Raw genomic sequence first — 26,847 nt, 5'->3', positions numbered from 1 at the left:
CCCAGGTGAGCGGCGTGCGGCAGGCGACGGGGGCGTCGTCTCACTCTCCGAGAAACGACGCCCGCCGCCGCGTCGGGACCGACCGGCCCCGCCTATGCCTTGCGTCCCACGCCGCCGTAGGCGTCGACCGCGGGAGCGTCCTGGTCGGCGTCGGCGTCCGGGCGCCACTCCGTCACGCGCACGACTCCCGGCTCGACCAGCTCCAGGCCGTCGAAGAGGCCCTCGATGTCGGCGACGGGGCGCACGTGGTACGGCACCGCGCCGCTCTCGTTGTACGCGTTCGACGCGGCGATCATGCCCTCGCTCGTCGAGGTGCTGTCGCTGACGACGAGGTAACTCCCGGACGGCAGACCGGCCATGAGCCGCTGGACGAGCGAGCGCGCCTGCTCGATCTCGGCGACGTGCCCCAGCGTGTTCAGGACCATCAGCGCGACCGGCTGCGTCAGGTCGAGCGTGGTCGCGGCCGCCTTGAGGATCGCGTCCGGGTCGTAGAGGTCGGCGTCCAGGTACGCCGTCTCGCCCTCCGGCGTACTGGTGAGCAGGGCCCGTGCGTGGGTGAGGACCAGCGGATCGTTGTCGACGTACACGATGCGTGCGTCTGCCGCGGCGCGCTGTGCCACCTCGTGCGTGTTGTCGGCGGTGGGCAGGCCGGTGCCGACGTCCAGGAACTGGCGTACGCCCTCCTCGTTCACCAGATGGCGCACGGCGCGGCCGAGGAAGTGGCGACTGGTGCGTGCCACGTCGACGAGGCCGGGGAATATCTCCTTGATGTGGTCGCCGATCTGGCGGTCCACCTCGTAGTTGTCCTTGCCGCCCACGAAGTAGTTCCAAAAGCGGGCCGAGTGCGGCGTCGTGGTGTCGATGCGGTTGCGGATCTCTGACGCGTCGGCGTATCCGGAACCCTGGTCCGACATGAAGTGCCTCCTCCAGCACGGTGATCGGCCCAGTCAATCATCAACTCCCTTGACGATCACATCACTTGCGGGGACCCACCGGCACCCCGAGCGGCCGGGCGAGGCCGGTGATGCCCTCGTCGAGGCGCTGCAGGTGGCGCAGCACGCGGAAGGTGACGGTGTTCGCGGCCGGGACGCCCAGGCCGTCCGTCTCCAGCATCGCCGCGATGCTGGCGCCGGATTCGACGCCGCCCGCGGTGCTCTCGTCGTTCACGTGTGCGACGAGGACGTCGATGTTGTGGGCGATGCGCCTGGCCGCGCGGCCGAGCCGCGGGTCGGCCCCGACCCGCTTGCTGTACGGCACGAGTTCCGCGGTCGCCGCCAGCGAACGGGCGTGGTACGCGGACGTCTCCAGGAGCGCCACCAGATAGCGGGCGGTCTGCCGGCGCTCGCGCAGCGGCGTGATCGGGTGCGTCAGCGGCTGGGTGGACGCCCGCAGGTCGTCGAGCGCGGTGTCCAGGTCCCGCGCCTTGTCCAGGAGGTCGGCGGCGGGGCCGCCGCTGAGCTGCTCCACGGCGGCCGCGACCACGTCGCCGAGCCGCTCCAGGGTGGTGGCGAGGAGTTCGTCGGTGCGCGAGTCGGTGCGGACCGGAAGGACCAGCATCGCGGCGATGATGCCGCAGGCCGCGCCGAGCGCCGTCTCCTCGATGCGCAGCACCAGCACGTCGAAGCTGTAGGTGTTGAGGAGCGTGTACAGCAGCCCCAGCATCGCCGTCACGAAGAACGACATCAGCGCGTACGACAGCGGGGCGGTGAAGAACATGGCGAACACGCAGACCAGGACCAGCACGAACGCCAGCCAGGTGTGGTTGCCGACCGCGCCGGCGAGGGCCACTCCCGCGACGACGCCGAGCACCGTGCCGAGCAGCCGCCGGTAGCCCTTGACCACGATCTCGCCGGTGGACGCGGTGTTGAGGAAGACTACCCAGCAGGTGAGGACCGCCCAGTACCAGCGCTGCGAGGACAGGAACTCGCCGCCGACGATGGCCAGGGCGGAGCCGACGGCGACCTGGAACGCGGCGCGCGTGGTGGGCCGTTTGAGGCCGGCCGGGTCCGCGGTCTCCTCGGCGGCCTCCTTCTCCGCACCTGTGATGGACACGTCCTCCGCGTCGAACTCCTCGCGGGAGCGGGTCGTGGCGGGGGAGTCGTCGGACTCGTCCTGCGGACCGTCGAGCGCGAGCCGCAGGCCGAGGACCGCGCGGGCCGCCTCACCGATGCCGCGGAACACGTCCTGCACCGCGAGGGTGGTGCCCGGCGGTATCCGCTCCTCGTCGCGGTAGCCGAGCAGCCGGTTGCGGACGTGGGCGACGGCCGTGCCGCGGTTGGCGTCGGCCGGCCGGGCCACCATCAGATGCAGGGCGCCCAGGTCGCGGCGGAGCGTCGCGGTCGCCTCGTCCTCGCGGCGCAGCAGCTTGCCGGTCGCCGGGACGGGGGCGTCGGGCAGGTGCAGGGTGAGGGTGTCGGCGCGCTCGGCGCTGCGGGCGTTCAGGAGCAGCATGCCGAGGCGCTCGGCGGCGACCTCGGCGTCGGCGACACGGCGCTGGACCAGTGCGGCCGTCGTCTCGTCGCGGGTGCCGTCCGCCAGGCGACCCTGGATCATCAGCGCCGCCTCGTGCAGCCGCGCCGTGTGCCGCCGCAGGTCGTCGAGGACGTCGTCGAGTTCCTCCGGCGGCGCGTCGAGGAGCCGGGTCTGCGCGGTGACCAGCTGGGCGAGCCGCGCCCTGAACGCCTCCCGCAGCCGCCCGAGCACCCGCTGCGGCGTCTCCGGCACCAGCGCGAACCTGGCCACGGCGCTGCATGCGAAGGCGATCGCCAAGGTGCCGAACAGCCGCGGCAGTTGATCCACCGAGGCGTTCACGAACAGGGAGACGAAGTAGACCTGGAAGCCGATCAGACCGAGCGCCGTGCCCCGGTCGCCGAACCGTCGGCTGTACACCGCGCCGAAGATCAGCGCGATGAAGAAGAGGTCGCCCGCCACGACGCGGCTGTGCAGCAGCGCACCGAGCGACACGGCCGCGAGCGCCGTCGGCAGCCCGAGCGCCAGCGTGAGGGCCTGCCCGCGCACCGTCTTCTCGCGGATCGCGAAGGTGCCGACCATCGCGGTCATCGCGCCCGCGACCATGTACGTCACGTCCGTGCCGAGCACCGCGAGCACGGCGAGGGTCAGTCCGATCGCCGCGACCGTGCGGACCCCGGCCATCAGCCGCAGCAGCCCCGGGTCGGACGCCACGAAGCGATCCCACGTCCCGGTCAGGGAAGGCCGTCGCGCCACCAGTGTCACTCCAAGATCGATCCGTCGTTCGTGTCCCCGAGCATACGAGGACGTCAGCGCGGTCTTGGCGTGAGCACGGTGGGGGTGGTGCGAGGGCTCAGCGGCTCCGGTCGACCGCCCTGAGGACGGCCGCCACGAGCGGCCCCGACGACTCGCCGCCCCGGCCGCCGCGCTGCATCACGGCGGCCGCGGCGAGGTCCCCGTGCCAGGCCGCGAACCAGCCGTTGGGCTCCTTCTGCCCGATGACCTCCGCCGAGCCGGTCTTCGCCCCGGTGTCACCGGTCAGTCCCGCCATGGACCCGGCCGCCGAACCGGAGGTCGCCGTCGTGTGCAGCAGCTCCCGCAACTGCCGGTGCGCTCCGGGTTCGAGCGTCCGCTTCGCCGCGACGAGCGTGCGGTGGTCGACCGACGGGGCGACCAGATACGGCTGCCGGAACCGTCCCGTGCGCGCCGTCGACACCACCGACGCCATGGTCAGCGGGTTCATCCGGACCTCGCCCTGACCGATCATCGAGGCCGCCTTCGACGCGGCATGCTCCACCGGCACCGATCCGTCGAACGCGTCGACGCCGACCGACCAGCGCTCCCCGATGCCGAACACCTCGCGGGCCTGCCGCGCCAGGTCGTCGTCCGCGATCTTGCCCGCCTGCGTGATGAACGCGGTGTTGCACGACGCGGCGAAGCTGCTGCGGAAGGTGCCGCCCGCGATGTCGAAGTCGTCGACGTTGTGGAAGGTCCAGCCGCCGTACGAGGCGTTCTTCGGGCAGGGGTGCGGCTTGTCCGGATCGGCGAGCTTCTTCTCCAGGAGCAGCGACGCCGTGATCATCTTCATCGTGGAGCCCGGCGCGAGCCGTCCTTCGAGCGCCGTGTCCCGGCCGCTCCCACGGGAGTTGGCGACCGCCAGGATCTCCCCGGTCGACGGCCTGAGCACCACGATCGAGGCGTCGGCCCGCAGCGCCACCTCCCGCTCGGCCGCCTGCTGCACCGCCGGGTCGATCGTGGTCCGCAGCCGTCCCGGCGCCCCTTCGTCCACCGACAGCAGCGCCTGGCCGGCCGGCGGTTCCGCGTCCCCGTCGGCCCGGCCCGCCGCCACGATCCGCAGTTCCACGGCCGGTCTGCCGCCCGCCGCCTTCCCGTACGAGCGGCGCAGTCCGTCGACGACCGGCGTCAGCGAGGGGAACGCCCGCGTGTCCAGCGCCCGCCCGTCCCGGTCCAGGGCGCGCACCGGCGCCGCCCCCGTCTCCCGCACCGACATCCGCCCCCCGACGCCCAGTCGGGGGTGGAGCACGGACGGCGCCCAGTGCACGACGGCCGTTCCGTCGCCGGGGCGGCGCACCACCGTCAGCGCCGTGTCGTACGAGAGCGGGGCCCGCGCGCCGTCGTACGCGAACTCGGCCCGCACCGCGAAGGGCACCCGGTTGCCCGCCGGGGCACCGGGCGAGAGCTTCCTCGGGGAGAGGTGTGCCCGCTCCCGGTCGTCCCGCAGCGCGGCGCGGGCGGCGGTCTCGTCGTCGGTGCGGCCGGCCGCCCCTTCGGTGTCCCCGTCCGCCCACGCGTCCAGGAAGCCGTCGGCCGCCCGGGTGACCTCCGACGCCGACAGCGGACCGGTCCTGGGCGCCGCGTCGCCCGCCGCGACCACGGCCCAGGTTCCCGCTCCCGCACCGGCCAGGGCCAGGGCGGCCCCGCCCGTGATCCAGAGGTTCCTGCGCCTGGTGTGCCGTTCGCCGCCCACGGGCCCTCCGCCCTGCCGTTTCCCGGCGTTTCCCACTGTTCCGACGCCTCACCGTAGGCAGGTGGCGGGTCCACTTCCCTGTCGGAGTGCGCCGTTCAGGGCGTCGGGCCCAGGGCTTCTGGTGGGCCTCTGGGGGATTCCCCCCAACCCGCGGGGCGGGCCTGCCGGATGGTGCGGGGGAGGGGGACGCGGCCAGGCTTGACCCATGGACGCCAACGAGATCACCACGCACCGCGGGCCCTCCCGCCGTTCCGTACTGGCCGTGGGCACGGCCCTGTTGACGCTCGGCGTGCCGGTGGGGACCGCCGCCGCGCGGACCCGTGACGCGCGGGTCCGGCTGCGGCTGCCCGCCCCGACCGGACCGCACCCGGTGGGCACGCGGTCGCTGCGCCTGGTGGACCGCTCCCGGCGCGACCCCTGGACGGGCGCGCCCGTCAGGGAGTTGATGGTCGACGTCCGGTACCCGGCCCGCAGTGTGGCCGGACACGCGCGGGCCGCCCAGATGACGGCCGGGGAGGCGGCGGGCTTCGACCGGCTCAACAACTTCGGCGGGCTGCCCGCGGACCGGGTCGACTGGGCGGCCACCCGCACCTTCGCCCACACCGGAGCCCCCGCCGACCGGCACGCGGCCCGCTCCGTCGTCCTCTACTCCCCGGGCGTCCTCGACCCGCGCACCCTCGGCACCACGCTGACCGACGAGCTGGCGTCCCGCGGCCATGTCGTCGTGGCGATCGACCACCCCTACGACGTCTCCGCCGTCGAGTTCCCGGACGGGCGGGTGGTGACCAGCAGGCTGCCGCAGGAGTTCGAGGCCGCGCAGCAGGCGGGACCCGACGCGGTGACCGCGCTGCTGAAGAAGACGGCCGACGTCCGCGTCGCCGACGTCCGCTTCGTCCTCGACGTCCTGGACGACGTGCTGCACGACGCGCTCGGCGACGCCGCCCCGTGCGGCGCCCCGGTCGGGGTGTTCGGGCAGTCGGCCGGTGGTTTCGCCGCGCTCCAGGCGCTGCACGACGACCCGCGGATCGCCGCCGCGGCCGATCTGGACGGCGTCCTCGCGTACGTCCAGGACGACCACGACGAAGGCGGGCTCTCGACGGTGGCCGCGCAGGGGGTCGACCGTCCGTTCCTCCTCATGGGCAGCGACGGCGACGACCGGACCACGGTGCCCTCCTGGCGGGAGCTGTGGCGGCACAGCACCGGATGGCGCCGCGATCTGACGGTGCGCGGCTCGGGGCACGCCACGTACACCGATGCGGCCACGCTCCTCCCGCAGGTCGCGGACCGGCTCGGCCTGCCGCGCGAGACGCTCGTCGGCTGGGTCGGCACGGTGCCCGCGGCCCGCGCCGTCGCGGCCCAACGCGCCTATGTGACGGCCTTCTTCGACCGGTGGCTGCGCGACCGCGACGACGACGGACTGCTCGACGGGCCGTCGCCGCGGTTCCCCGAGGTCACCTTCGTCTAGGCGCCGGCCGGACGCCGGTGTCAGCCCAGGCCGAGCGCGGCCATCGTGTGGTCGGCCATCGCGGACTCGCCGAGCGCGTTCGGGTGCACGGGGACGAAGTTGGTGCCGAAGAGCGCCGGCTCGACCCACCGCGTGCCGGTCTTCTGGCACGCGTCGTGCCCCTCGGACGCCGCGGCGAGATCCACGTACGTCGACCCGGTCTCGGCTGCGGCTTGCTGCACCGCGTCGTTGAGATGGGTCTGGATGTCGCGCACGTACGGTACGTCGCCGGAGGCGATCGGCATCTTCACGAAGCAGCCCGTCTGCGCCTTGGCGGGCATGATCCACGGATAGCCGAGGACGGCGACGCGCGCGTGCGGCGCCTTGTTCCGCACCGCCTGCAGGGCCGCCTTCACCGCCGGATAGGTCTTCGTGTCGATGTCGTCGCCGAACTTGCTCCCGTACTGGGCCTGACACGGCGCGCCCTGACCGGCGGACAGCACGCCCGCCGTGGCGCAGGCCAGGATCGTGCTGATGAACGTGTTGTTGTCGTTGCCGCCGATGGTCAGCGTCACCAGCCGGGTGTCCGCCCCGAGCGCGTCCAGCTGCGGGGCCACGCCCGGGTACTGCGCCGCGGCGAAGTCCTTGGTCTGCGCCCCGCCGCACGTCACGTCCTTGAGTGCGGCGCCGGTGCGCCGGGCGATCACGTGCGGGTAGTTCGCGGTGGACCGGGCGCACAGCAGGCTGGCCGACGGATCGAGCGGCAGCACGCCGGAGGCCGCGCTGTAACTGTCGCCGAGCGCGACGTAGGGGAGGGGCTGTGGGGTGGCCTGCGCCGGAGCGGCCAGGCCGACAGCTGCGGCGGCGGTCGTGGCCGCCACGGCCACGAGACGGCCCCTGAACGCGCGGATCGCCATCTGATGCTCCTTCGAAACCGGCTCGGCTCAAGGCCAAGTTCCGTATGAGACAGGGGATTTCAGCGCGCTGACAGTTGAAGCTACCGACGAGTTTGAATTCGAGTCAATAGGCGTGCACGGGGTCGTGACCTGGGGGGAGTGGGGCGGTGGACGGCGTGGGCACGGCGTCGGCGTGGCATCCGCCCGGTCGACGGGGAAACAGCCTTTACGTCATGCCCATGGCGTGATCGGATCTCCCTCTGCACGGAACGGAAGTGACGGCCTCTGGGGAGGGGCCGTGGGGTGGGAGAGGGACGAACGGTGAACGAAGCCGTCCAGGAGACAGTTCAGTCGTGCCCGCAGTGCGGGGACACCATCAGATCCGACGCGCGGTTCACCACGTGGTGCACCGGCTGCGACTGGAACGTCGATCCGGCCGCGCCGGCCGACGAACAGGGGCGCGTGGAGAGGGTCCGGCGCGCGCTCGCACGGTGCCACGGCGAACGCCTCGTCGCGGAACTGACCACGGGCGGCGGCGGGCAGGCCCCGCCGCGACGTGGCGCGGCGGGCGCGATCGCGCTCACCCTGGCCCTGGTCGTGCATGCCGTCACCGTCCTGCTGACCCTGGAGGGCCTCTGGCTCCTGGCCACCGGCTGGGGACACCCAGGCAGGCTGCTCGGGGCGGTCGCCCTGCTCGCGCTCGCCTGGACCCTGCGGCCCCGCTTCGGTTCGCTCCCGGACGACTGGCCCGTGCTGCGCAGGGCGGCGGCGCCCGTGCTGTTCGCGTGGGTGGACGAGGTCGCGGCGGTCGCCGGCACCCGGGGCGTCGACGCCGTCGTCCTGGACACCGACCTCAACGCGAGCGTCACGACGTACGGGGTGCGGGGCAGGCGCGTGCTGACCATCGGGCTGCCGCTGTGGGAGATGCTCGGTCCGCAGGAGCGCGTCGCTCTGCTCGGCCACGAACTGGGGCACTTCAGCAATGGGGACACCCGCCACGGCATGGTGCTCGGCCAGGCCTTCCGGTCGCTGGGCACCTGGCACTACTACGTGGCTCGCACGCCGCACCCGACGCCGCTGGAAGCCGTCGTCAACCTGCTCACACTGGTTCCGCGACTCCTGGTCGCGGGCACGATCCTGCTGCTCGACCGACTCACTCTGCGGGCGACGCAGCGGGCCGAGTACCTGGCCGACTCGACGGCGGCCCGGGCCGGCTCCACGGACGCCGCGATCCGCCTCATGGACAGCCTGCTGGTGGTGCCGTCGGCCGAGGGAATGCTGCGGCGTGAGGCCAACACGCGCCAGGTGAAGGGGCGTGGCTCCGACCCGGAGGGCCTGTGGGGGCGGCTCGCCGCCCACGTCGGGTCGGTTCCCGGTCGGGAGTACGAACGACTGCGCAGGGCCGCCGTCCGCCGGGGGCACAGCGTCGACTCCACGCACCCGCCGACACATCTGCGACGGGACGTCCTGCGGGCCGGTGCGCCCAGGGACGCGGCGGTGCCGGTCGACGCCGAGCGGGACCGGGCCGTGGCGGACGAACTCGCCGCCGCCCGCGCGGAACTGGCGCGGCGCCTGCTCCGGGACGGCCTCGGGGAGTAGCGGAGCCGGTCGGCTCAGTGCTGCGGCTCGTCGGCCGGCGTGTGGCCGAAGTCGAGGACGTCCTCGGCGGTCCGCTCCGCCTCCTGCGCGGCCTCGCGGGCACCGGTGAGGACGTCACCCTGCTCGTCGACGAGACGGTCGTAGATGGGCGCCGGGGCGCTGGACGGTGCGGGCACGGTGAGTACTCCTGAGGCTGTCGGTACAGATGTCACCCGGTGGGGGACAAAGGGGGACCCTACGTGGGCGAAGTCGGCCGCCACCACCCGGGGTGGGGCATCGGGCGAGGGATTGTAACTACTAGTATGTACGCTGCTTGTCCGGCCCGACGCGGCCCGCGAGGCCCAACGGCCGTGCCCCGTACGGATCCTCGCGACCGCCCTCCCAGAAGGAGTACGCCCCATGCCCCTGGTCCGGATCGACGCCCTGAGGGCGGACAGTGAGCGGCTTCACGCGCTGGGCCGCGCCGTGCACGACGCCCTCGTGGAGACCATCGGCTTCCCGCCGGACGACCTGTTCCAGGTGCTGACCGGCCACGACGGAGAGCGCAGCGTCCTGCGGTACGGCCAGTACCTGGGGAACCGCGACGACGACCTCGTCCTCGTCGGCGTCACGATGCGGGCGGGCCGCACGCCCGGCGAGAAGCGCGCCCTGTACCGGCGGATCGCCGAACTCGCCCAGGCCTACGCGGGCACGGAGCCGCGCAACGTCCTCGTCACGGTCACCGAGAACACCGCGGTCGACTGGTCCTTCGGTGACGGTATCGCCCAGTACGCGCAGGATTGAGCAGTGGGAGGAGGCCGGCGCCCCGGGTGGACGCCGGCCACCGGCTCAGTGCCGCGCCGGTCCGGTCCCCCGCAGGCCGACCGCCGCGAGCACGGCCCCCAGTACGCACAGCGTCCCGGTCACCGTCAGCGCGGTGTGCACCCCGTTCATGAACGCCTGGCCACTGCCTTCCACGACCGCCGCCCGCAGTTGTCCGCTCATGCCGTCGGAGACCGGCGCGACCCCCATCGCCACGGCGTCCCGTGCCTCGCCGAGGCCGTCCGCCATCCGGTCGGGGACACCCGCCGCGGTCAGTTCGCCGGCCAGGGTGGCGCCGACGCGGCCGCTGATCAGGGAGATCAGGACCGAGGTGCCCAGCGCGCCGCCGATCTGCAGCGCCGTGGCCTGCAACCCGCCGGCCACCCCGCCGTCCCGCACCGGTGCCTGCCCGACGATCGCGTCGGACGAGGCGGCAAGAACCATGCCGACGCCGAGCCCGAGCGCCACGAACGGCGGCCACATCGTGGCGTACGGCGAACCGGTGTCCCACGCGAGCATCCCGAACATCGACGCCGCCTGCAGCACCATGCCGGCCGGCATCGTGCCCCGCGCCCCGAACCGCTGAGTGAGCGCGGCGCCGAGCGGCGATGCCACCAGCGAGGCGAGGCTCAGCGGCAGCGTGCGCACGCCCGCCTCGACCGGCGTGAGGCCGCGGACGTTCTGGAGGTAGAGCATCACGAAGAAGATCACGCCGAGCAGTACGAAGAAGTTGAGCGCGGTGATGATCGTGCCCACGGTCAGGGCGCGGACCCGGAACAGCCGCATCGGCAGCAGCGGGTGCTCGACCCGGGTCTCGTACCGGCCGAAGACGGCCAGGACCAGCAGGCCGCCGACGATGGACCCCAGCGTGCCGGCCGAGGTCCAGCCCCAGGTCTCGCCCTTGACGACGCCGAACACGACGGCGAGCAGTCCCGCGGCCAGCAGCACGACCCCGGCCACGTCGAAGCGGTGCCTGTCCGTCGCGTTCCGGCTCAGCGGCAGTACGGCCGCGCTGACCGCGAGGGCGACGATGCCGATGGGCGCGTTGATGAAGAAGACGGACTCCCAGCTGACGTGCTCCACGAGCAGGCCGCCCACGATCGGGCCGAGTGCGGTGGAGACCGCGGAGACCATCGCCCAGATGCCGACGGCCATGCCGAACTTCCGCGGGGGGAACGCCGATCGCAGCAGGCCGAGCGTGTTGGGCATCAGCAGTCCGCCGAAGAAGCCCTGCACCGCACGGAACGCGATGACGCCGGTGATCGACCCCGACAGGCCGATCGCGACGGAGGCGACGACGAATCCGGCCACGCCCACCAGGTAGAAGGTGCGCCGCCCGAACCGGTCGCCGAGCTTGCCGCCGAGGATCAACGAGGCGGCGAGGGCGAGCAGATAGGAGTTGGTGACCCACTGGAGGTCGGCGGTGGACGCGTGGAGGGACCTGCCGATCTCGGGGTTGGCGATCGCCACGACGGAGGCGTCGAGCTGCACCATGAACAGGCCGAAGGCGACCGCGAGCAGGGTCAGCCACGGATTGGCGCGCCTGCCGCGGGGCGCGGGGGCGGCGGGCGGAGCGGTCGTGGGCAGGGAGGAGTGATCCACGTCGGTGGACGGCATGAAAGGGGTGCCCTGTCTTTCGGGTTTCGGGTGAGGGAGGAAGGCGCGCGGCCGCGCCCCCGCCGGCCGGGGCCGGGACGGGGGTGGAGGCGGGCGCGCCTGGAGCGGTGCCGAGCGATGCCGAGCGATGCCGAGTGGTACGGAGCGGTACTACTCGGAGACCGTCGACGACGGGTGCAGCGCCCGCGTCAGTGACGTCAGCGCGCCGACGGCCGAGCCGAGCGCGTCGCGCTCGCCGTCGGTGAGGGCCTGCAGCGCCTGCGCGAGGTGCTTGCCCTCCAGGCGGCGCACCTCGGCGAGTTCACGCCGGGCGCGCGCGGTCGGGTACAGGTGGGCGATCCGCTTGTCCCCGCTGTCCTGGCGACGGTCGAGGAGACCCTGCCGGGTGAGCTGGGAGACGATCGCGCTCACGTTGTTCGGCCGCATGAGCAGGGCGTCGGCGGCCTCGCGCACGGTGGCGCCCTCCTGCCGCGCCACGAAGCGCAGCAGGGCGATCTGGGCGTCCGACGGCTTGGGCCGGTCGAAGTCCTGGCCGACCCGACGGTCGAGGGCCCGGTTCAGCGCGGGCAGGCAGGACGCGAGGGCGGTCGCCACTCGCTCGTGGTCCTGGTCGGCGGCGCGGGAATCGGGCATGGGCGCAATGTAGGTCTGACGAGATAGGTATGTCAAAGGAGGTAATCGATGGTGTGCGACGCCGGTCGATCGACGAGATGGCGATGAAAGTTGTAACGCCGAGAGGTGTTTACTTCTCATTAATGTTGTTGGTATCCCTTGGGGTGTCCGAGCCCAGGCCGCCTCCCGGCCGGGCCAACCCGGAAGGACCCAGCCCCTTGACCGTCACCGACGCGCAGCGGGGCGGCAGCGTCGCCGCCCCGCCGAGGGCGGCCTCCGCCCAGGACGCGGGCCCTCGGGCACGTGCCCGGCGACGGCGCCGCGACCATCTCCTCTTCGCCGCGTTCGCCGCCCCCAACTTCTTCTTCCTGTTGGTCTTCGCGTACTGGCCGGTGGTCTACAACGGCTACCTCAGCCTCACCGACTGGGACATGATCTCCCCGGTCAAGAAGTTCGTCGGCCTGACCAACTACGTGGACCTGATCGCCGATCCGGACTTCCGCGGCACGCTGTGGACCACGGTTCTCTTCGTCGTGGGCATCGTCGCGGGCGGCATGGTCCTGGGCCTGGCCATCGCGCTGCTGCTCAACCAGAAGCTGCGCGGCACCCGCGTCGTGCGCACCCTCACCTTCGCCCCGTACGTCCTGTCGGGCGCGGCCGTCGGCACCCTGTGGCTGTTCGTGTTCGACCCCAACTACGGCCTGATACGGCCCTTGATGGCGCCGCTCGGGCTGACCGCGCCGGCGATGATGACGGACTCGAAGTGGTCCCTGTTCGGGCTGGTCGTCGTCTATCTGTGGAAGAACACCGGGTTCGTCGCCGTGGTGTACCTCGCCGGTCTCCAGTCGATGCCGCGCGACGTGTACGAGGCCGCGGCCCTCGACGGCGCGAGCGCCTGGACCAGGCTGCGCCGGATCACGGTCCCGCTCCTGTCGCCGGTCACCTTCTTCCTCCTGGTGACCTCCGTCATCACCACCTTCCAGGCCTTCGACGTGATCGCCGTGATGACCGGCGGCGGCCCCGGCACCTCCACGTCGATCCTCAGCTGGTTCATCTACGACCAGGGCTTCCGCGCCTTCGACGCGGGCCGGTCCGCCGCCGGCGCCATGATCATGTTCGTGGTGCTGCTGCTGATCACCGGACTTCAGGCCCGCTACCTCGAACGGAAGGTGCACTACCAGTGAGCACCCTCGACACCGCGACCCGCTCGCCGGGCGCGCCCGGCACGGCCGGCTCGACCGGCACCGTCAGGCGCAGAGCGGGGCGTGCGGGCCTGTACGTGCTGCTCGTCCTGGTCGCCGCCGTCACCGCGGGACCCCTGTACTGGCTGGTCTCCTCCGCCCTCAAGACCACCCCGGACATCTACAGCTACCCGACGCACTGGATCCCCACCGACCTGCGCTGGTCGAACTTCACCGACGCCTGGAACGCCGCCCCGTTCGGCCGGTTCTTCCTCAACTCCCTCGTGGTGTCGGTCGTCGGCACCGCGATCGAGCTCTGCGCCGCGCTGCTGTGCGCGTACGCCTTCGTCTTCCTCCCCTTCCCCGGCAAGCGCGTCCTGTTCATGGTGCTGCTCGGCGCGATGATGGTGCCGGGCCACGTCACGCTGCTGCCGAACTTCCTCACCGTCGCGCAGCTCGGCTGGGTCAACACCTGGGCCGGTCTCATCGCGCCGGGCCTCGGCTCCGTCTTCGGCACGTTCCTGCTGCGCCAGCACATGCTGACGCTGCCCAAGGAGGTCATGGAGGCGGCGGAGCTCGACGGAGCCGGCCATCTGCGCCGCCTCGTCACGATCGTGCTGCCCATGTCGCGGCCCATGGTCGTCACCGTCGCCGTCGTCGTGATGGTGACCAAGTGGAACGACTTCATCTGGCCGCTGATCGTCACCAGCAGCGCCGAGATGCGCACCCTGCCCATCGGGCTGCTGTTCCTCAAGAACCAGGAGGGCTTCTCGAACTGGGGCCCCATCCTGGCCGGCACCGTCATGGTGATCGTGCCCGTCCTCGTCGTCTTCTTCCTCGCCCAGCGTCACATCATCGCCGGGCTGACCCAGGGAGCCGGAAAGTGAGCCCCGTACTCCGCAGCGCGTCCGTCGGCCGTCGCGCCCTGCTCGGACTCGGTGCGGGAGCCGCCGCGTCCGCGCTGCTCACGGCCTGCGGCTCGACGAGCGGTACCGTCGCCCAGCCCGCCGGTGAAGTCCCCGCCAGGTACGGGCGGCGCACCCGCGTGGTCCTGTGGTCCACGTTCGCCGACGTACCCGGAAAGGCGCTGCAGACGCTCGTCGACCGGTTCAACGCCGGGCAGCGGGACATCTACGTGGACGTCCAGTTCCAGGGTTCGTACGACGAGTGCGCGCAGAAGGCCGTGGTCGGCCTGGTCGCGGGCCAGGTGCCCGACCTGTGCGTGCTCTCCGACGTGAAGTGGTACAAGTTCTACTTCGGTGACGCGCTGGAGAGCTGGGACGACTACCTCGACCCGGCGTGGATGGACCGCACGTACCAGCCCAGACTCCTGAAGGAGGGGCGGCTCAAGGGGCACACCTGGTGGCTGCCCCTGGCGCGCTCCACGCCGCTCTTCTACTACAATCGGACGCTCTTCCGGAAGGCCGGAGTTCCGGACCGTGCGCCCCGGACCTGGGACGAGCTGTACGAGTGGTCGAAGGACATCACGAAGCTCGAGGTGAAGGGCAAGAGGGTCGCCCTGGAGGCGTACCAGAAGATCGACGGCGACTGGATGTTCCAGTGCTCGGCCTGGCAGTGGGGCGGCGCGTACTCGGACGGCCTCGACGTCACCATCGACCACGGCGGTGCGGTGGCCGCCGCCGAGTGGCAGCGGCGCCTCGTGCACCGCGACAGGATCGCGTACATGGCGGACTCGCCGCAGAACGACCTGGCGAACCAGCTGATCGCCACGCACGTGAACTCCACGGGCGGCCTAAAGATGCTGACCGAGGCGGCCAAGGCGGGCGGCTGGGAGCTGGGCACCGGATTCCTGCCCCGGCAGGAGGAGTTCGGGGTGACGACCGGCGGCGGCGGACTCGGCATGTTCCGGCGCACGCCCCGCGAACGCAAGCAGGCCGCCGCCGAGTTCGTCCGCTTCCTGGCCCGGCCCGAGAACGCCGCGCAGTGGACGGTCGACACCGGCTACATGCCGGTCGTCCCCGCGGCGACGAAGACCCCGGTCCTCGCCCGCCTCATGAAGGACGACCCGAACGTCCACACGGCGGTCAAGCAGCTCCCGCTGACCCGCAAGGGCGACCAGGTCCGCATGATGGTGCCCAACGCCAACGTGCAGATCTACACCGGACTGCAGAACGTCTGGTCCGCCGACGTGCCCGCCGAGAAGGCTTTCGCCGCCGTCGCCGAGCGGCTGCGCAAGAACGTGGACCGGCACCGCGACAGCATCGAGGAGCACCTGTGACACCGGGCAACCGCACCGCCGGGAACCGCCCCCTGGTCTACGGACACCGGGGCGCCCGCACCGAGGAACCAGAGAACACCCTGCGGTCCTTCCGGCGGGCCGCCGAACTCGGCGCGGACGGCATCGAACTGGACGTACGGGTCAGTGCCGACGGCCGGCTCGTCGTGATCCACGACGCCACGGTCGACCGCACGACGGACGGCGAGGGCGAGGTCGCGGCGCTCACCCTGGCCCAACTCCGGTCCCTCGACGCCGGATCGGGCGAGCGCATCCCGACCCTTGACGAGGCGCTGGCGTCCTTCGAGGGCCTCGTCCAGGTCGAGATCAAGGCGCCGGAGGCGGTGCGCGTGATCCAGGACCTGCCGGAGCGCGCGGTCCTCACGTCGTTCCATCCCGAAGTGCTGGAGGACGCCGCACGCCGTCTGCCGCGGGTGGCGCGCGGGCTGATCACGCACCGTCCCGGGGACGACATGCTGCGCACGGCCAAGGACCTGGGTGCGGCCTGGGTGTGCCCGGAGCTCACCGACGCGCTCACCCCCGGTCTGGTGGAGCGGTGTCACGCCGCCGGTCTGCGGGTGGACGGCTGGCCCGCCGCCGACCGTGAACTGCTGCACGGGTTCGTCGAGTTGGGGGTGGACGCCGTGACCACGGACCACCCCGGGCGGATCGAGGAGTGGCTGACGGGCTGAGACCCGTCCCCCCGGGGCGCTGTGGCGGCGCGGGTCACAGCCAGCCCCGCGTCGCCAACTCCTCCCGGAACCGGCCGTACGACGCGTCCAGAGCGGCCCGTTCCGCGGGCACCGGCAGCACCTCGTGACCCGGGTCGGGCGTCATCGTCGCGGCCGCCGTCGTCAGATCGGCGTGCAGCGTGCCGGTGGCCGCGAGCAGTGCGGCGCCGAAGGCCGTCTCGGCGCGCCGCGCCACCCGCAGCGGACGGTCGAGGACCGTCGCGCGGATCCGGTTCCACAGATCGCTGCGGCTGCCGCCCCCCGCCGCGTACAGCGGTCCGGTCACGGCGACGCCGAGCGCCGACAGCCGTTCGAGCGCGAGCCGTTCGACGAAGGCGACGCCCTCCAGGTCCGCGCGATGGTGGTCGGCGTCGTCGGCGGGGGAGCCGAGCAGGAAGCCGCGGGCCACGCCCGACACGAACGGGAAGCGCTCGCCGTCGCGGCGCAGCGGATAGGAGACGCAGGAGGCCGGACCGCGGTCCGCGGCGGCCGCGTCGAGCCGCGGCAGGTCGGCCGGGTCGGTGGCCGCGAGGGCTTCGCCGCCCGTGCTGGACGCCCCGCCCGGCAGCCACCAGCCGTCGGGATGACGGTGGCTGTAGACGGCGCCCGACGGGTCGAGGGGAAGCTCGCGCGCGACCCCCTTGAGGACGTAGGTGGTGCCCAGCACGCCCACGAACTGGCCCGGCGACACGGCGCCCGTGGCGAGCTGGCCCGCGCAGCCGTCGGTCATCCCGAGCCGCACCGAGCACCCCTCGGGCAGCCCGGTCTCGGCCGCCGCCGCACGGCAGACGGAACCCGCCGCCGTGCCCGGAGCGGCGACCTGCGGGAGCAGTGCCGCGGGCACGCCGAGCGCGTCGAAGACCTCGTCGGCCCAGCCGCCCGCGCGCGGGTCGTAGCCGGTCTTCAGGGCATGGCTCCAGTCGGTGGGCACCGGCCCGCCGGTCAGGTGCCGGCCGAGCAGATCGGGCGTGTGCAGGACGTGACGGACGGCGGAAGCGCCGTACGCGCGCACGCACCAGGCGAGGCGGCCGAGTGCTGCGGTCGGGCCGACGGTGAGCCCCAGATCCTTCCAGCGCGCCGAACCGGCCTCCTGGGCAAGGGAGTTGAGGTCGGCCGCCCGCCGGTCGTCGTACATGAGGGCCGGGCCGAGCGGCGCCCCCGCGGAGTCCGCGGGGACCAGCGTCCCGGACGTGGCGGACACCGCCACCGCCACCACCTCGCGCCCACCGCCCGGCAACTCCCCGGTCGCCCGGCGCAGCGCACCCGCCGTGGCCGGCCACCACGCCCCGGCGTCCTGCTCACTGGTCCCGCCCGGACCGCGCACCGGCGCGGGCAGCGCGGCCCGGGCCTGCGCGGCCACCCGGCCCGCGGCATCGACGCACACCACCCGCACCGCGGCGGTCGCCACATCGATGCCCACGACGACGGGGGCGGGGGGCAGGGCGGTACTGCTCATCGGCGAGCGGTCCTCTCGGTCTCGGCTCAGATGCACTCAACTGCCGCGACGATCACGCCAGGACACGGCGGGACACGGCGACGAGCATCGCCCTGTGAAATTAACACGCCCGATGATGAAAACAACCCCCGCTATCGGTTGCCGGCGCCCGCACCGTCCTCGGGGTCCGGGCCGCCGTCGGCCGCCGCCACCCGCACCTCGGTCTGCCGGCGCAGCGAGCGCACCAGCTCGCCGTCCACGGCCGCGTCGACCACGACCTGGTCGAAGTCGGCCACCGGCGCCACCCGGTGGAGCGCCGTCCTGGCCAGCTTCGTGTGGTCCATCAGGAGCACCTTGCGGGTGCCGGACGCGAGCATCGCCCGCTTCACCAGGACCACGTCCTGCTCCTGGTGGTACGTCATGCGCGCGTCCATCGCCGACGTCGACACGATCACCATGTCGACGGAGAGCGCCTCCACCGCCTCCACGCAGGCCACCCCGAGGAACGAGTCGTGGGTGTGCGAGTACTCGCCGCCGAGCGCCAGCAGCCGGATGCCCTCGCGGCCGGCGAACACGTCGAGGACCCGGCGCGCGTTCGTGACCACGGTCAGCGGGGTGACGTCCACCAGCAGGGCGGCGAGCGCGAGCGCGGACGTCGAGTCGTCCAGGAGCACCGACATGCCGGGTTCCACCAGCTCGGCGGCCGCCCGCGCGATGGCGTCCTTCTCCGCGACGTTCACCCCGAGGCGGTAGTCCAGATTGGACTCGAAGACCGTCGACGGCAGCGCGGAGGCGCCGCCGCGGAACCGGCGCAGGACGCCGCGCCGGGACAGTTCGTCGAGGTCGCGGTGGACGGTCATCAGGCTGACGCCGGTGAGCTCGGCGAGCTCCGCGCCGGTGGCCGTGCCCTCGGTGAGGACGTGCTCGGCGATGGTCTGTCTGCGGGACTCCGCCCCGGTGGTGGTCATGCGGACAAGTCTCCCGTACGGGTGGTGCGCACGGTGCGCGTGGGGACGTTCAGGGACAGCAGCGCGGCGGTGTCCGCGCCGAGTTCGAGCTCGGTGACGGCCGCGTTGTCCAGCCGCGGGAACACCGCGCGGTACCGGCCGACGGGCACTCCGAGCAGAGCGCACAGGGTGATCCGCAGCAGGGTGTTGTGGGCGACGACGAGGACGGTGCCGTCCGGGTGGCGTGCGGCGATGTCGCGCAGCGCGGCCGTCGCCCGGCGGGCCGCCGCCGACGGGGCCTCGGAGCCGGGGAAGGCGCCCGACTCGGCGTCGGCGCGGAACCGGCCCACCGCGTCGGCGTCCTCCGCGGCCATCTCCTCGACGGTGCGTCCCTCGCCCCAGCCGAAGTCCACCTCCCGCAGTCCCGCCACGACCTCCGGGACGAGCCCGAGCGCCTCGGCGGCCGGGCTCGCGGTGCGCACGGCCCGGCTCAGCGGGGAGCAGACGACCGCGTCCACACCGCGTCGCACGGCCCATGCGCCCAGGTCGTCGGCCTGGGCGAGGCCCTCGTCGGTGAGCGGTACGTCCGTGACCCCGGCGTACCGGTTCTCGGCGTGCCAGATGGTCTGGCCGTGACGGACGAGCAGCAGCCGGGACGGCATCGTGCTCCCTCCTGCGTGTCAGGGAAGGCTTGAACAGGACTTATTGATAATTCAAATCGGCGGTGTTAAATCTATCAGCCATCATCGAAGAAGGGTTGCAGCCGCATGCGCATCCTCGCCGCCGGCGACCATTTCGTCCGCCCCGATCTCCTGCGCACCGCGCTCACCGCCGAACTCGGCGCGGCGCGGGACCATCCGGCCCCCGAGGTCACCGAACTGACCCTGCCCTGGCCGCACGAGCCGTTCGGCCCGGTCGGCACGGTCGTCGAGGCGAGCGGCACCGAGGACACCCTCATCGAGGCGCTCGCCGGGGCCCGGATCTGTGTGACGCAGATGGCGCCGTTCACCGAGAAGGTCTTCGCCGCCCGCCCCGAGCTGCGCATGGTCGCCGTCTCGCGCGGCGGTCCGGTCAACGTCGACCTGCCCGCCGCCACCCGGCACGGCGTCGCCGTCAGCTTCGCCCCCGGCCGCAACGCCCCCGCCGCCGCCGAGTTCGCCATCGGCCTGATGCTCGCCGCCATGCGTCGCATCACCACTGCCGACGCCGCCCTCAAGAAGGGCGTGTGGCGCGGCGACTTCTACGCGTACGAGGAAGGCGGCATCGAACTCGACGGTGCCACCGTCGGACTGGTCGGCTACGGCGCCATCGGCCGGATCGTGGCCCGGGTGCTGCGCGCCTTCGGCGCCCGGGTGCTCGTCGCCGACCCGTACGCCGATCCGGCCGGGATCCGCGCCGACGACGTCGAACTCGTGGACCTGGAAGCCCTGTTGCGGGCCAGCAGCGTCGTCAGCCTGCACGCCCGCCTCACGCCGGAGACGCGTCACCTCATCGACGCGGCCCGGCTCGCCCTGCTCCCCGAGGGCGCCGTGCTCGTCAACTCCGCGCGCGGCGGCCTCCTCGACTACGCGCCCCTGCCCGGGCTGCTGCGCAGCGGCCGGCTCGGCGCGCTCGCCCTGGACGTGTACGACGTCGAACCGCCGCCCGCGGACTGGCCGTTGCACGACGCCCCGAACGTCGTCACCGCGCCCCACCTGGCCGGCGCCACCCGCCAGACCGCCCACCGCGCCGCCGCGATCACCGCCGCCGAGGTCGGCCGTTTCGTGCGCGGCGAGGCCCTCGCGCACCCCGCCAACCCCGAGCCGACCGCAGCCGGGACCACCGGACCGAGGAGCACGCCATGACCGACGCGGCGCCCGGCACCACCACCTCCCAGGACACGCCCGGCACCACCGCTTCCCGGATCGCGCCCGGCCCCACCGGCTCCGCGGACCCCGGCCGGTCGATCGTGCTCGGCGTCGACATCGGCACCTCGGTCACGAAGGCCGTCGCGTTCGCCGCCGACGGCACCCCGCTGGCCAGGGCCGCCCGCCCCTCCCGCCTTGAGCGGCTGCCCGGCGGCCGGGTGGAGCAGGACCTCGATGACGTCGTGCGGACCGTCACCGAGGTGGTCCGCGAGACCACGGCCGCGCTGCCCGAACCGCCGGTCGCCGTGGCGCTCACCGGACAGGGCGACGGACTGTGGCTGCGCGACGCGGCGGGGCGGCCCGTGCGCCCCGCCATCTCCTGGATGGACGGCCGCGCCGCCGACCGCGTCGGCACCTGGCTGGCCGACGGCACGATCCAGGAGGTGTACGCGCGCACCGGCTCTGGCATGTTCCCCGGCTGCCACGCCCCGCTGCTGGCCTGGCTCCAGGAACACGAACCCGAGGTGCTCGCCCGGGCGGCCACCGCCGGCTACTGCGTGGACGCCGTCGCGCAGCGGCTCACCGGGCAGACGTCCCTCGACGCCGCCGACGCCACCCTGCCCTTCCTCGACCCGGTCACCCGCACCTACTCCCAGGAGGCGCTCGCCGCCTGCGGCATCGCCGACCAGGGCCGGCTGCTCCCGCCGCCCGCGCGGCCCGGCACCGTCCTCGCGCTCGACCGCCACGGGGCCGAACTCCTGGGCCTGCCCGAGGGGTTGCCGCTCACCGCGGGCCCGTACGACCTGCCCGCCTGCGCCATCGGCAGCGGCGTCCGCGAACCCGGAGACGGGATCGTCATCATCGGCACCACCCTCGCCTGCCAGGTGCTGACGGACCGGGTCCAGGTGGACCCCGCTGCCGAACCCGCCGGGATGTGGCTGTGCATGCCCGAGCGGGACCGCTGGCTGCGCGCGATGCCCGCGATGGTCGGCACCGCCGCCCTCGCATGGGTGCTCGCCCTCATCGGGCGCGGCACGGACGACCTCGACGGTCTGCTCGCCGCGAGCCCGCCCGGCGCGCACGGCGTCACGGCGCTGCCGTTCCTGTCCGGAGCGGGCGAGCGGGCCCCGTTCGTCGACCCCGCGGCCCGCGGCCGGCTCGACGGACTCACCCTCGCCCACACCCCCGCGGACGCCGTCCGCGCCGTCTGCGAGGCCATCGGCTACGCCGCCCGGCACTGCCTGGAGACCGCGGGACTCACCGGCACCCTCGCGGCCTGCGGCGGCGGCAGCCGCTCGGGACCCTGGGCCCAGCTCGTCGCCGACATCGTCGGCCGCCCCGTGCGCATCCCGCTGGAGGAGGAGACCGGCGCGCTCGGCGCCACGACGGTCGCCCGCCACTCTCTCGGACTCGCCCCCGCCACCGGATCACAGGCCGTCCGCACCCTCGTCCCGCGGCAGTCGACGCGGGACACGTACGAGCGGGGATACGCCCAGTACAGAGCGGAATTGGACAGGACGAGGGCGCACTGGTCGGCATAGGATCACCGCGCGATCCGCACCGGACGCGACCGACTGGAGGACACCATGTACGCGAGAACCCTGGGCGACGACGGCGCCGAGCTGAGACCGCTGGAGCCGTGGCTCGCCGAGGAGTTCCTCGCCCACATGGACCGGGGTCGCGACTTCGTCGGCCGCTTCATCGGGCTCGCCGACGTCGTCCACGACCTGGAGTCGAGCCGCGCGTTCCTCCAGGCGTACGCCGAGAAGGCGGCGGCCGACGCCGGCCGGATCCACGGCATCTGGCACGACGGGCGGCTGGTCGGCGGCGTCCTGCTGCGCACCATGGACGTGGCCCAGGGCACCGCCGAGGCGGGGTGCTGGCTGGAACCGTCCGCGGTCGGCAAGGGTCTGGTGACCCGCGCCGCACGCGAGCTCATCGACTGGGCCGTCGAGGAGCGCGGCATCCACCGCGTGGAGTGGCTGGTCGCCCCGGCGAACGAGGGCAGCGTCGCCGTGGCCCGCCGGCTCGGCATGACGCGCGAGGGCCTCATGCGGGAGTGCTTCCTGCTGCGCGGCGAGCGGCTCGACGCGGAGATCTGGTCCGTGCTCGCCCCGGAGTGGCGCAAGGGCAAGGAGAGCTCCCGAGCCTGATCAGGGCGCCGGCGGAAGCTGGTTCGCTTCGGGCCAATCGTGTCCAACTCGGCGTCGGACCATGCCCGTTGCCGCTACACAGGAAAGCAGGGGAACGGGGGAGCGGTCGACACGGGGAGGGCCATGGCATGGTCACCATCAACGTCGCACTGTTGCTCGGCGTCATCGCCATCCTGCTGCTGCGTCGCCCGGTCGTCGCCAGAAAGCGGGGCGACACGCTGATGGTGATGATCATTCTCCTGGTCATCGGCGTCCTCATCGCCCCCACCGCCCTCGGGGAGGCCATCACCAACGGGATGTCGCAACTGGCCACCAACATCTCGCAGTGGGCCAGTTGACCCGTCAGTCGTCGACGGCGCCGGACAGCGTGTCCCGCAGGAAGGTGACGAGCCAGTCCTGCGCCGGGGTCCGCGCGTGCGCGTGCCGGGCGTAGACCGACACCTGCGCCGGCTCGATGTCGAACGGCAGCTCGAGGAGCCGCACCCGGTGGTCCGCGGCGAACATCCGGGCCACCAACCGGGGCGCCATCGCGACGAGTTCACCGTCCTGCACCAGGTACGGCAGCCCCGCGAACCGCGTCACGTCCAGTGCCACCTGCGGCAGCAGCCCCTGCGCCTCCAGGGCCCGCCGGGGCCCGCCGTGCCCGGCCGGTCCCGTCACCGTGATGTGCCGCTCCGCGGCCAGCTCCGCGAGGCTCATCCGGTCGCCCCGCAGCCGTGGATGCTCCTTGGCCACCACGGCGACGTACCCCTCGGAGAACAGCGGGATCCGGGCCATCCGCGGCGAACCGAGCGGCGGTGACGCGATGAACGCGTCGATCTCGCCCCGCGCCAGCTGGTCCGCGACCCCCTCCACGTCCAGCGAGCGCACCGTCAGCGTCGCGCTCGGCGCGCACCGCGGCAGCGCGGCCATCACCCGGGGCAGCAGCGCCACCTCGCCCAGGTCGGACAGGCACACCGTGAACGCGGCCCGCGCCGTGGCCGGGTCGAAGGAGCGGGCGCCGCTGACCGCCGTCTCGATCTCCGACAGGGCGCTGTGCAGCGGTTCGTACAGGGCGCGCGCCGTGGTCGTCGGCGCGAGCCCCGAGCCCGTCCGCCGGAACAGCTCGTCCGCGAAGCGGCGGCGCAGCTTCTGCAGGCCGTAGCTGACCGTCGGCTGGGTCACGTGCAGGGCCTCCGCCGTCGCGGTCACGCTGCGGGTCTCGTACAGCAGCACGAAGGTCCGTACAAGGTTGAGGTCGAAGTCCCGCATTATCGATCCTGTCTATGAAGCGGCTCGGCAACATTGATTGGAGCACGGTACGCATTCTCCCTACGCTCTGCGGCATCACCGCCGGTCAAGGAGGACTTGCGCATGCCGACCGCACGACGGATCGCCCATGAGTTCCTGGAACGCCGGGGACTGACGACGATCTTCGGCAATCCCGGCTCCAACGAACTGCCGTTCCTGGCCGAACTGCCGGACTCGTTCCGGTACGTCCTCGGACTGCACGAGGGCGTCGTGGTCGGCATGGCCGACGGCTACGCCCAGGCGACCGGCCGCCCGGTGCTGGTCAACCTGCACGCGGCCGCCGGATCGGGCAACGCGATGGGCGCCCTCACCAACGCCGTCTACGCCCGCTCGCCGCTGGTGCTCACGGCCGGCCAGCAGGTGCGCTCCGCCATCGGCCTCGAGGCCATGCTCGCCAACGTCGAGGCCACCCAGCTGATGCGGCCGCTCGTCGGCTGGGCCGGTGAACCCGCCTGTGCCGACGACGTCCCGCGCTCCCTCGCCCAGGCGGTCTTCGAGGCCGAACTGCAGCGTCGCCCCACCTATCTGTCCGTGCCCTACGACGACTGGGCCGCCGAGGTCGAGCACGCCGACGTGCTGGACCGCACCGTGCGCCGCGGACTCGTCCCCGACCCGGACCAGCTCGACGCACTCGTACGGGAGGTAGGAGCCGCCCGGCGGCCCGCCCTCGTGCTCGGCGGAGACATCGACACGGACGGACTCTTCGACCGGGCCGTGGCCTGCGCCGAGCACCTCGGGCTTCCGGTGTGGGTGGCGCCCTCCCCGCACCGGCTGCCGTTCCCCAACCGGCACCCGCTCTTCCGCGGAGTCCTGCCCGCGGGCATCGGAGCGGTCTCCTCGGCACTGGCCGGGCACGACCTCGTCCTCGTCCTCGGCGCCCCCGTCTTCCGCTACCACCAGCACGTCCCCGGCCCCTACCTGCCCGACGGCGCCCGCCTGATCCAGGTCACCGACGACGCCGGCGCCGCCGCCCGCGCCCCGATGGGCGAGGCCCTGGTCGCCGCCCCGGGCCCCGTCATCGACGCCCTCCTCGACCGGCTGCCCCCGCGCCAACAGGACAACCGGGCAAGGGAGTTCACCGCGCCCCCACAACCGGCCGACGCGGCGGGCGCCCTCCATCCCGAGCAGGTCTTCGCCGCCCTGCGCGACACCCAGCCGGCCGACACCCGCTACGTCGTCGAGTCCACCTCGACCAACGCCGCCTGGTGGCGCCAGATGGACCTGCGCCACCCCGGCTCCTACTTCTTCCCGGCCTCCGGCGGACTCGGCTTCGGACTGCCGGCCGCCGTCGGCATGGCGATGGGCGACCCGGACCGCCCGGTCGTCGCCGTCGTCGGCGACGGCTCCGCCAACTACGGCATCACGGCGCTGTGGACCGCCGCCCACTACAAGGTGCCCGTCACGTTCCTGATCCTGCGCAACGGCACCTACGGAGCGCTGCGCTGGTTCGGACGGCTGCTCGGCACCCCCGACGTGCCCGGCACCGAGATCCCCGGCCTCGACTTCACGGCGCTCGCCGCCGGATACGGCGTCCCGGCCACCGCCGTCACCGAACTCGGCGAACTGCACGACCGGTTGAAGACCCCCGCGACCGACGGGCCCCGGCTCGTCCAGGTCGACACCCACCTCACCACACCGGAGTGACCATGACCCTCCTCACGGACCCCCGCTGGCACGACCGCATCCACCTGGACGGCTGGACGCCCGGCTCCGGCGGCACCTCCCCGGTCGTCGAACCCGCCACCGGCGACCGGCTCGCCTCGATCGGCAGCGCCACCGCCGCCGACGTCGCCCGCGCCGCCGCACGGGCCGCCGAGGCCCAGCGGGCCTGGGCGCGCGCCGCCCCCGCCGAACGCGCCGCGGTCCTGCGCAGGGCCGGTGACCTGTTCGCCGAGCACGCCGCCGAACTCCAGGACTGGCTGATACGCGAGGCGGGGTCCACCCGCGCCAAGGCCGCCGTCGAGACCGGCTTCGCCGCCGCCGAGTGCCACGAGGACGCCGCCCTGCCCGCGCACCCCCTCGGCGACGTCCTCAGCACCGACGCACCGCGCTGGTCGTTCGCCCGCCGGGTGCCCGCCGGGGTCGTCTCGGTCATCGCCCCCTTCAACTTCCCGCTGATCCTGGCCATCCGCTCCGTCGCCCCCGCGCTCGCCCTCGGCAACGCCGTCCTCCTCAAGCCCGACCTGCGCACCGCGGTCTGCGGCGGCGTGAGCATCGTCCGGATCTTCGAGGAGGCGGGACTCCCCGAAGGGCTCCTGCATCTGCTGCCCGGCGACGCGAGCGTCGGCGCCGCGGTCGTCGAGGCGCCCGAGGTCTCCGTCGTCTCCTTCACCGGATCGACCGCCGCCGGACGCAAGGTCGGTGAGGCCGCGGCCCGCCACCTCAAGAGCGTCCACCTCGAACTCGGCGGCAACAACGCGCTCGTCGTGCTGCCCGGCGCCGACCTGGCCGCCGCCGCGTCGGCCGGGGCGTTCGGCTCCTACCTCCACCAGGGCCAGATCTGCATGGCCACCGGCCGCCACCTCGTCCACGAGTCCCAGGCCGACGAGTACGTCGCCCTGCTCGCCGAGAAGGCCGCCCGCCTCCCCGTCGGCGACCCGGCCACCGCCGACGTCGCCCTCGGCCCGATCATCGACGGCCGCCAACTCGCCCACATCGAACGGGTGGTGACCGAGAGCGTCGCCGCCGGCGCCCGCATCGTCACGGGCGGCAGGCCCGACGCCCCGTACTACCCGGCGACCGTCCTCACCGGCCTCGACGACACCACCCCCGCCTGGCGCGAGGAGATCTTCGGCCCCGTCGCCCCCGTCCGCACCTACCGCGACCTCGACGAGGCCGCCCGGATCGTGGACGACTCCCCGTACGGTCTCTCCGTCTCGCTGCTCGGTGACGTCGGCACCGCGATGACCCTCGCCGACCGCATCAGCTCCGGCAAGATCCACATCAACGAGCAGACGGTCCTCGACGAGCCCGCCGCCCCCTTCGGCGGCACCGGCGACTCCGGCAACGGCTCCCGGTTCGGCGGCGCCCGCGCCAACATCGACGCCTTCACCGAGACCCAGTGGGTCACGCTGCGCCCGCACATCGCGCCCTATCCCTTC

Annotated in this window: 24 protein-coding genes; 13 read left to right on the top strand and 11 right to left on the bottom strand. The window is 73.2% G+C overall.

Annotated elements, in window-relative coordinates:
- Positions 1-92 precede the first annotated feature (92 nt).
- From M4J07_RS19400 to M4J07_RS19390, 3 genes are all read right to left on the bottom strand, one after another.
- Positions 93-914 carry an SAM-dependent methyltransferase gene (locus tag M4J07_RS19400; RefSeq protein ID WP_255973582.1) on the bottom strand — a complete coding sequence of 274 codons (822 nt, stop codon included), beginning with the start codon at positions 912-914 and terminating at the stop codon, positions 93-95.
- A 61-nt stretch (positions 915-975) separates the two neighbouring features.
- A complete protein-coding gene (locus M4J07_RS19395; protein WP_255973619.1) occupies positions 976-3,153 on the bottom strand; it encodes an FUSC family protein in 2,178 nt (725 codons plus the stop codon).
- A 169-nt stretch (positions 3,154-3,322) separates the two neighbouring features.
- Entirely contained in the window at positions 3,323-4,957 is a 1,635-nt protein-coding gene (locus M4J07_RS19390) for a penicillin-binding transpeptidase domain-containing protein (RefSeq protein WP_255973579.1), read from the bottom strand.
- Positions 4,958-5,162: 205 nt separating this feature from the next.
- On the opposite strand from M4J07_RS19390, the gene M4J07_RS19385 reads away from it, so the two are divergent.
- Positions 5,163-6,422, top strand: coding sequence for a S9 family peptidase (locus M4J07_RS19385; protein ID WP_255973577.1), 1,260 nt, complete (start codon positions 5,163-5,165; stop codon positions 6,420-6,422).
- A gap of 20 nt (positions 6,423-6,442) precedes the next feature.
- Here M4J07_RS19385 and M4J07_RS19380 read toward each other — a convergent pair whose 3' ends face one another.
- Positions 6,443-7,318, bottom strand: a complete 876-nt coding sequence (locus M4J07_RS19380; protein ID WP_255973575.1) for an SGNH/GDSL hydrolase family protein — start codon at positions 7,316-7,318, stop codon at positions 6,443-6,445.
- Between the two features lie 300 nt (positions 7,319-7,618).
- Here M4J07_RS19380 and M4J07_RS19375 point away from each other — a divergent pair, with 300 nt between their 5' ends.
- Entirely contained in the window at positions 7,619-8,896 is a 1,278-nt protein-coding gene (locus M4J07_RS19375; RefSeq protein ID WP_255973573.1) for a M48 family metallopeptidase, read from the top strand.
- A gap of 14 nt (positions 8,897-8,910) precedes the next feature.
- Here M4J07_RS19375 and M4J07_RS19370 read toward each other — a convergent pair whose 3' ends face one another.
- The gene (locus M4J07_RS19370) at positions 8,911-9,072 is read right to left on the bottom strand and encodes a hypothetical protein (protein ID WP_255973571.1); all 162 of its coding nucleotides are present in this window, start codon (positions 9,070-9,072) and stop codon (positions 8,911-8,913) included.
- 223 nt (positions 9,073-9,295) lie between these two features.
- Here M4J07_RS19370 and M4J07_RS19365 point away from each other — a divergent pair, with 223 nt between their 5' ends.
- Positions 9,296-9,679: a tautomerase family protein gene (locus M4J07_RS19365; protein ID WP_255973569.1), complete on the top strand. Its 384-nt coding sequence runs from the start codon at positions 9,296-9,298 to the stop codon at positions 9,677-9,679.
- A gap of 45 nt (positions 9,680-9,724) precedes the next feature.
- On the opposite strand, the gene M4J07_RS19360 is transcribed toward M4J07_RS19365, so the two are convergent.
- Positions 9,725-11,314, bottom strand: coding sequence for an MFS transporter (locus M4J07_RS19360; RefSeq protein WP_255973567.1), 1,590 nt, complete (start codon positions 11,312-11,314; stop codon positions 9,725-9,727).
- Positions 11,315-11,464: 150 nt separating this feature from the next.
- Positions 11,465-11,947 (bottom strand): MarR family winged helix-turn-helix transcriptional regulator, encoded by a 483-nt coding sequence (locus M4J07_RS19355; RefSeq protein WP_255973565.1) that lies wholly within the window; start codon positions 11,945-11,947, stop codon positions 11,465-11,467.
- A 197-nt stretch (positions 11,948-12,144) separates the two neighbouring features.
- Here M4J07_RS19355 and M4J07_RS19350 point away from each other — a divergent pair, with 197 nt between their 5' ends.
- From M4J07_RS19350 to M4J07_RS19335, 4 genes are read left to right on the top strand one after another with little or no spacing between them, the layout of a single operon-like run.
- Positions 12,145-13,110, top strand: a complete 966-nt coding sequence (locus tag M4J07_RS19350; RefSeq protein WP_255973563.1) for a carbohydrate ABC transporter permease — start codon at positions 12,145-12,147, stop codon at positions 13,108-13,110.
- Positions 13,107-13,994 (top strand): carbohydrate ABC transporter permease, encoded by an 888-nt coding sequence (locus M4J07_RS48270; protein ID WP_255973561.1) that lies wholly within the window; start codon positions 13,107-13,109, stop codon positions 13,992-13,994. The genes M4J07_RS19350 and M4J07_RS48270 overlap by 4 nt, the downstream gene beginning before the upstream one ends.
- Entirely contained in the window at positions 13,991-15,346 is a 1,356-nt protein-coding gene (locus M4J07_RS19340; RefSeq protein ID WP_255973559.1) for an ABC transporter substrate-binding protein, read from the top strand. Before M4J07_RS48270 ends, M4J07_RS19340 begins: the two co-directional genes overlap by 4 nt.
- Positions 15,343-16,035: a glycerophosphodiester phosphodiesterase gene (locus tag M4J07_RS19335; RefSeq protein ID WP_255973558.1), complete on the top strand. Its 693-nt coding sequence runs from the start codon at positions 15,343-15,345 to the stop codon at positions 16,033-16,035. Before M4J07_RS19340 ends, M4J07_RS19335 begins: the two co-directional genes overlap by 4 nt.
- 34 nt (positions 16,036-16,069) lie before the next feature.
- Here the strand turns inward: M4J07_RS19335 and M4J07_RS19330 are convergent, their stop codons facing one another.
- The 3 genes from M4J07_RS19330 to M4J07_RS19320 form a co-directional block, all read right to left on the bottom strand.
- Positions 16,070-17,530: an FGGY-family carbohydrate kinase gene (locus M4J07_RS19330; protein ID WP_255973556.1), complete on the bottom strand. Its 1,461-nt coding sequence runs from the start codon at positions 17,528-17,530 to the stop codon at positions 16,070-16,072.
- A gap of 131 nt (positions 17,531-17,661) precedes the next feature.
- Positions 17,662-18,477 (bottom strand): DeoR/GlpR family DNA-binding transcription regulator, encoded by an 816-nt coding sequence (locus M4J07_RS19325; RefSeq protein ID WP_255973555.1) that lies wholly within the window; start codon positions 18,475-18,477, stop codon positions 17,662-17,664.
- Positions 18,474-19,118 carry a histidine phosphatase family protein gene (locus tag M4J07_RS19320; protein WP_255973553.1) on the bottom strand — a complete coding sequence of 215 codons (645 nt, stop codon included), beginning with the start codon at positions 19,116-19,118 and terminating at the stop codon, positions 18,474-18,476. Before M4J07_RS19320 ends, M4J07_RS19325 begins: the two co-directional genes overlap by 4 nt.
- 105 nt (positions 19,119-19,223) lie before the next feature.
- On the opposite strand from M4J07_RS19320, the gene M4J07_RS19315 reads away from it, so the two are divergent.
- The 4 genes from M4J07_RS19315 (at position 19,224) to M4J07_RS19300 (ending at position 22,794) form a co-directional block, all read left to right on the top strand.
- Positions 19,224-20,300: a 2-hydroxyacid dehydrogenase gene (locus tag M4J07_RS19315; protein ID WP_255973551.1), complete on the top strand. Its 1,077-nt coding sequence runs from the start codon at positions 19,224-19,226 to the stop codon at positions 20,298-20,300.
- Entirely contained in the window at positions 20,297-21,844 is a 1,548-nt protein-coding gene (locus tag M4J07_RS19310) for an FGGY-family carbohydrate kinase (protein WP_255973550.1), read from the top strand. The genes M4J07_RS19315 and M4J07_RS19310 overlap by 4 nt, the downstream gene beginning before the upstream one ends.
- 45 nt (positions 21,845-21,889) lie before the next feature.
- Positions 21,890-22,456 carry a GNAT family N-acetyltransferase gene (locus M4J07_RS19305; protein ID WP_255973548.1) on the top strand — a complete coding sequence of 189 codons (567 nt, stop codon included), beginning with the start codon at positions 21,890-21,892 and terminating at the stop codon, positions 22,454-22,456.
- Between the two features lie 128 nt (positions 22,457-22,584).
- Positions 22,585-22,794 (top strand): hypothetical protein, encoded by a 210-nt coding sequence (locus M4J07_RS19300; protein ID WP_255973547.1) that lies wholly within the window; start codon positions 22,585-22,587, stop codon positions 22,792-22,794.
- 4 nt (positions 22,795-22,798) lie between these two features.
- On the opposite strand, the gene M4J07_RS19295 is transcribed toward M4J07_RS19300, so the two are convergent.
- Positions 22,799-23,707: a LysR family transcriptional regulator gene (locus M4J07_RS19295; RefSeq protein ID WP_255973545.1), complete on the bottom strand. Its 909-nt coding sequence runs from the start codon at positions 23,705-23,707 to the stop codon at positions 22,799-22,801.
- Between the two features lie 102 nt (positions 23,708-23,809).
- Between M4J07_RS19295 and mdlC the strand changes: the two genes are divergently transcribed.
- Together mdlC and M4J07_RS19285 are read left to right on the top strand one after the other, a co-directional pair.
- Positions 23,810-25,390, top strand: a complete 1,581-nt coding sequence (mdlC, locus tag M4J07_RS19290) for a benzoylformate decarboxylase (protein WP_255973544.1) — start codon at positions 23,810-23,812, stop codon at positions 25,388-25,390.
- A gap of 2 nt (positions 25,391-25,392) precedes the next feature.
- A partial coding sequence (locus M4J07_RS19285) for an aldehyde dehydrogenase family protein (RefSeq protein ID WP_255973542.1) occupies positions 25,393-26,847 on the top strand: 1,455 nt, incomplete at its 3' end.

It is taken from the genome of Streptomyces longispororuber, assembly GCF_024448165.1.
In the GTDB taxonomy this organism is placed as follows: Bacteria; Actinomycetota; Actinomycetes; order Streptomycetales; family Streptomycetaceae; genus Streptomyces; species Streptomyces longispororuber_A.
Note: the sequence above shows the minus strand (reverse complement) of the source record. Positions and strands in the feature narration are given on the sequence as shown.

Excerpts from the sequence above, each read along its gene's own strand:
- M4J07_RS19400 (WP_255973582.1), bottom strand. The coding sequence starts at position 914 with ATGTCGGACCAGGGTTCCGGATACGCCGACGCGTCAGAGATCCGCAAC.
- M4J07_RS19395 (WP_255973619.1), bottom strand. The coding sequence starts at position 3,153 with ATGGCCGGGGTCCGCACGGTCGCGGCGATCGGACTGACCCTCGCCGTG.
- M4J07_RS19385 (WP_255973577.1), top strand. The coding sequence starts at position 5,163 with ATGGACGCCAACGAGATCACCACGCACCGCGGGCCCTCCCGCCGTTCC.
- M4J07_RS19380 (WP_255973575.1), bottom strand. The coding sequence starts at position 7,318 with ATGGCGATCCGCGCGTTCAGGGGCCGTCTCGTGGCCGTGGCGGCCACG.
- M4J07_RS19365 (WP_255973569.1), top strand. The coding sequence starts at position 9,296 with ATGCCCCTGGTCCGGATCGACGCCCTGAGGGCGGACAGTGAGCGGCTT.
- M4J07_RS19360 (WP_255973567.1), bottom strand. The coding sequence starts at position 11,314 with ATGCCGTCCACCGACGTGGATCACTCCTCCCTGCCCACGACCGCTCCG.
- M4J07_RS19355 (WP_255973565.1), bottom strand. The coding sequence starts at position 11,947 with ATGCCCGATTCCCGCGCCGCCGACCAGGACCACGAGCGAGTGGCGACC.
- M4J07_RS19330 (WP_255973556.1), bottom strand. The coding sequence starts at position 17,530 with ATGAGCAGTACCGCCCTGCCCCCCGCCCCCGTCGTCGTGGGCATCGAT.
- M4J07_RS19325 (WP_255973555.1), bottom strand. The coding sequence starts at position 18,477 with ATGACCACCACCGGGGCGGAGTCCCGCAGACAGACCATCGCCGAGCAC.
- M4J07_RS19320 (WP_255973553.1), bottom strand. The coding sequence starts at position 19,118 with ATGCCGTCCCGGCTGCTGCTCGTCCGTCACGGCCAGACCATCTGGCAC.
- M4J07_RS19315 (WP_255973551.1), top strand. The coding sequence starts at position 19,224 with ATGCGCATCCTCGCCGCCGGCGACCATTTCGTCCGCCCCGATCTCCTG.
- M4J07_RS19310 (WP_255973550.1), top strand. The coding sequence starts at position 20,297 with ATGACCGACGCGGCGCCCGGCACCACCACCTCCCAGGACACGCCCGGC.
- M4J07_RS19305 (WP_255973548.1), top strand. The coding sequence starts at position 21,890 with ATGTACGCGAGAACCCTGGGCGACGACGGCGCCGAGCTGAGACCGCTG.
- M4J07_RS19300 (WP_255973547.1), top strand. The coding sequence starts at position 22,585 with ATGGTCACCATCAACGTCGCACTGTTGCTCGGCGTCATCGCCATCCTG.
- M4J07_RS19295 (WP_255973545.1), bottom strand. The coding sequence starts at position 23,707 with ATGCGGGACTTCGACCTCAACCTTGTACGGACCTTCGTGCTGCTGTAC.
- mdlC (WP_255973544.1), top strand. The coding sequence starts at position 23,810 with ATGCCGACCGCACGACGGATCGCCCATGAGTTCCTGGAACGCCGGGGA.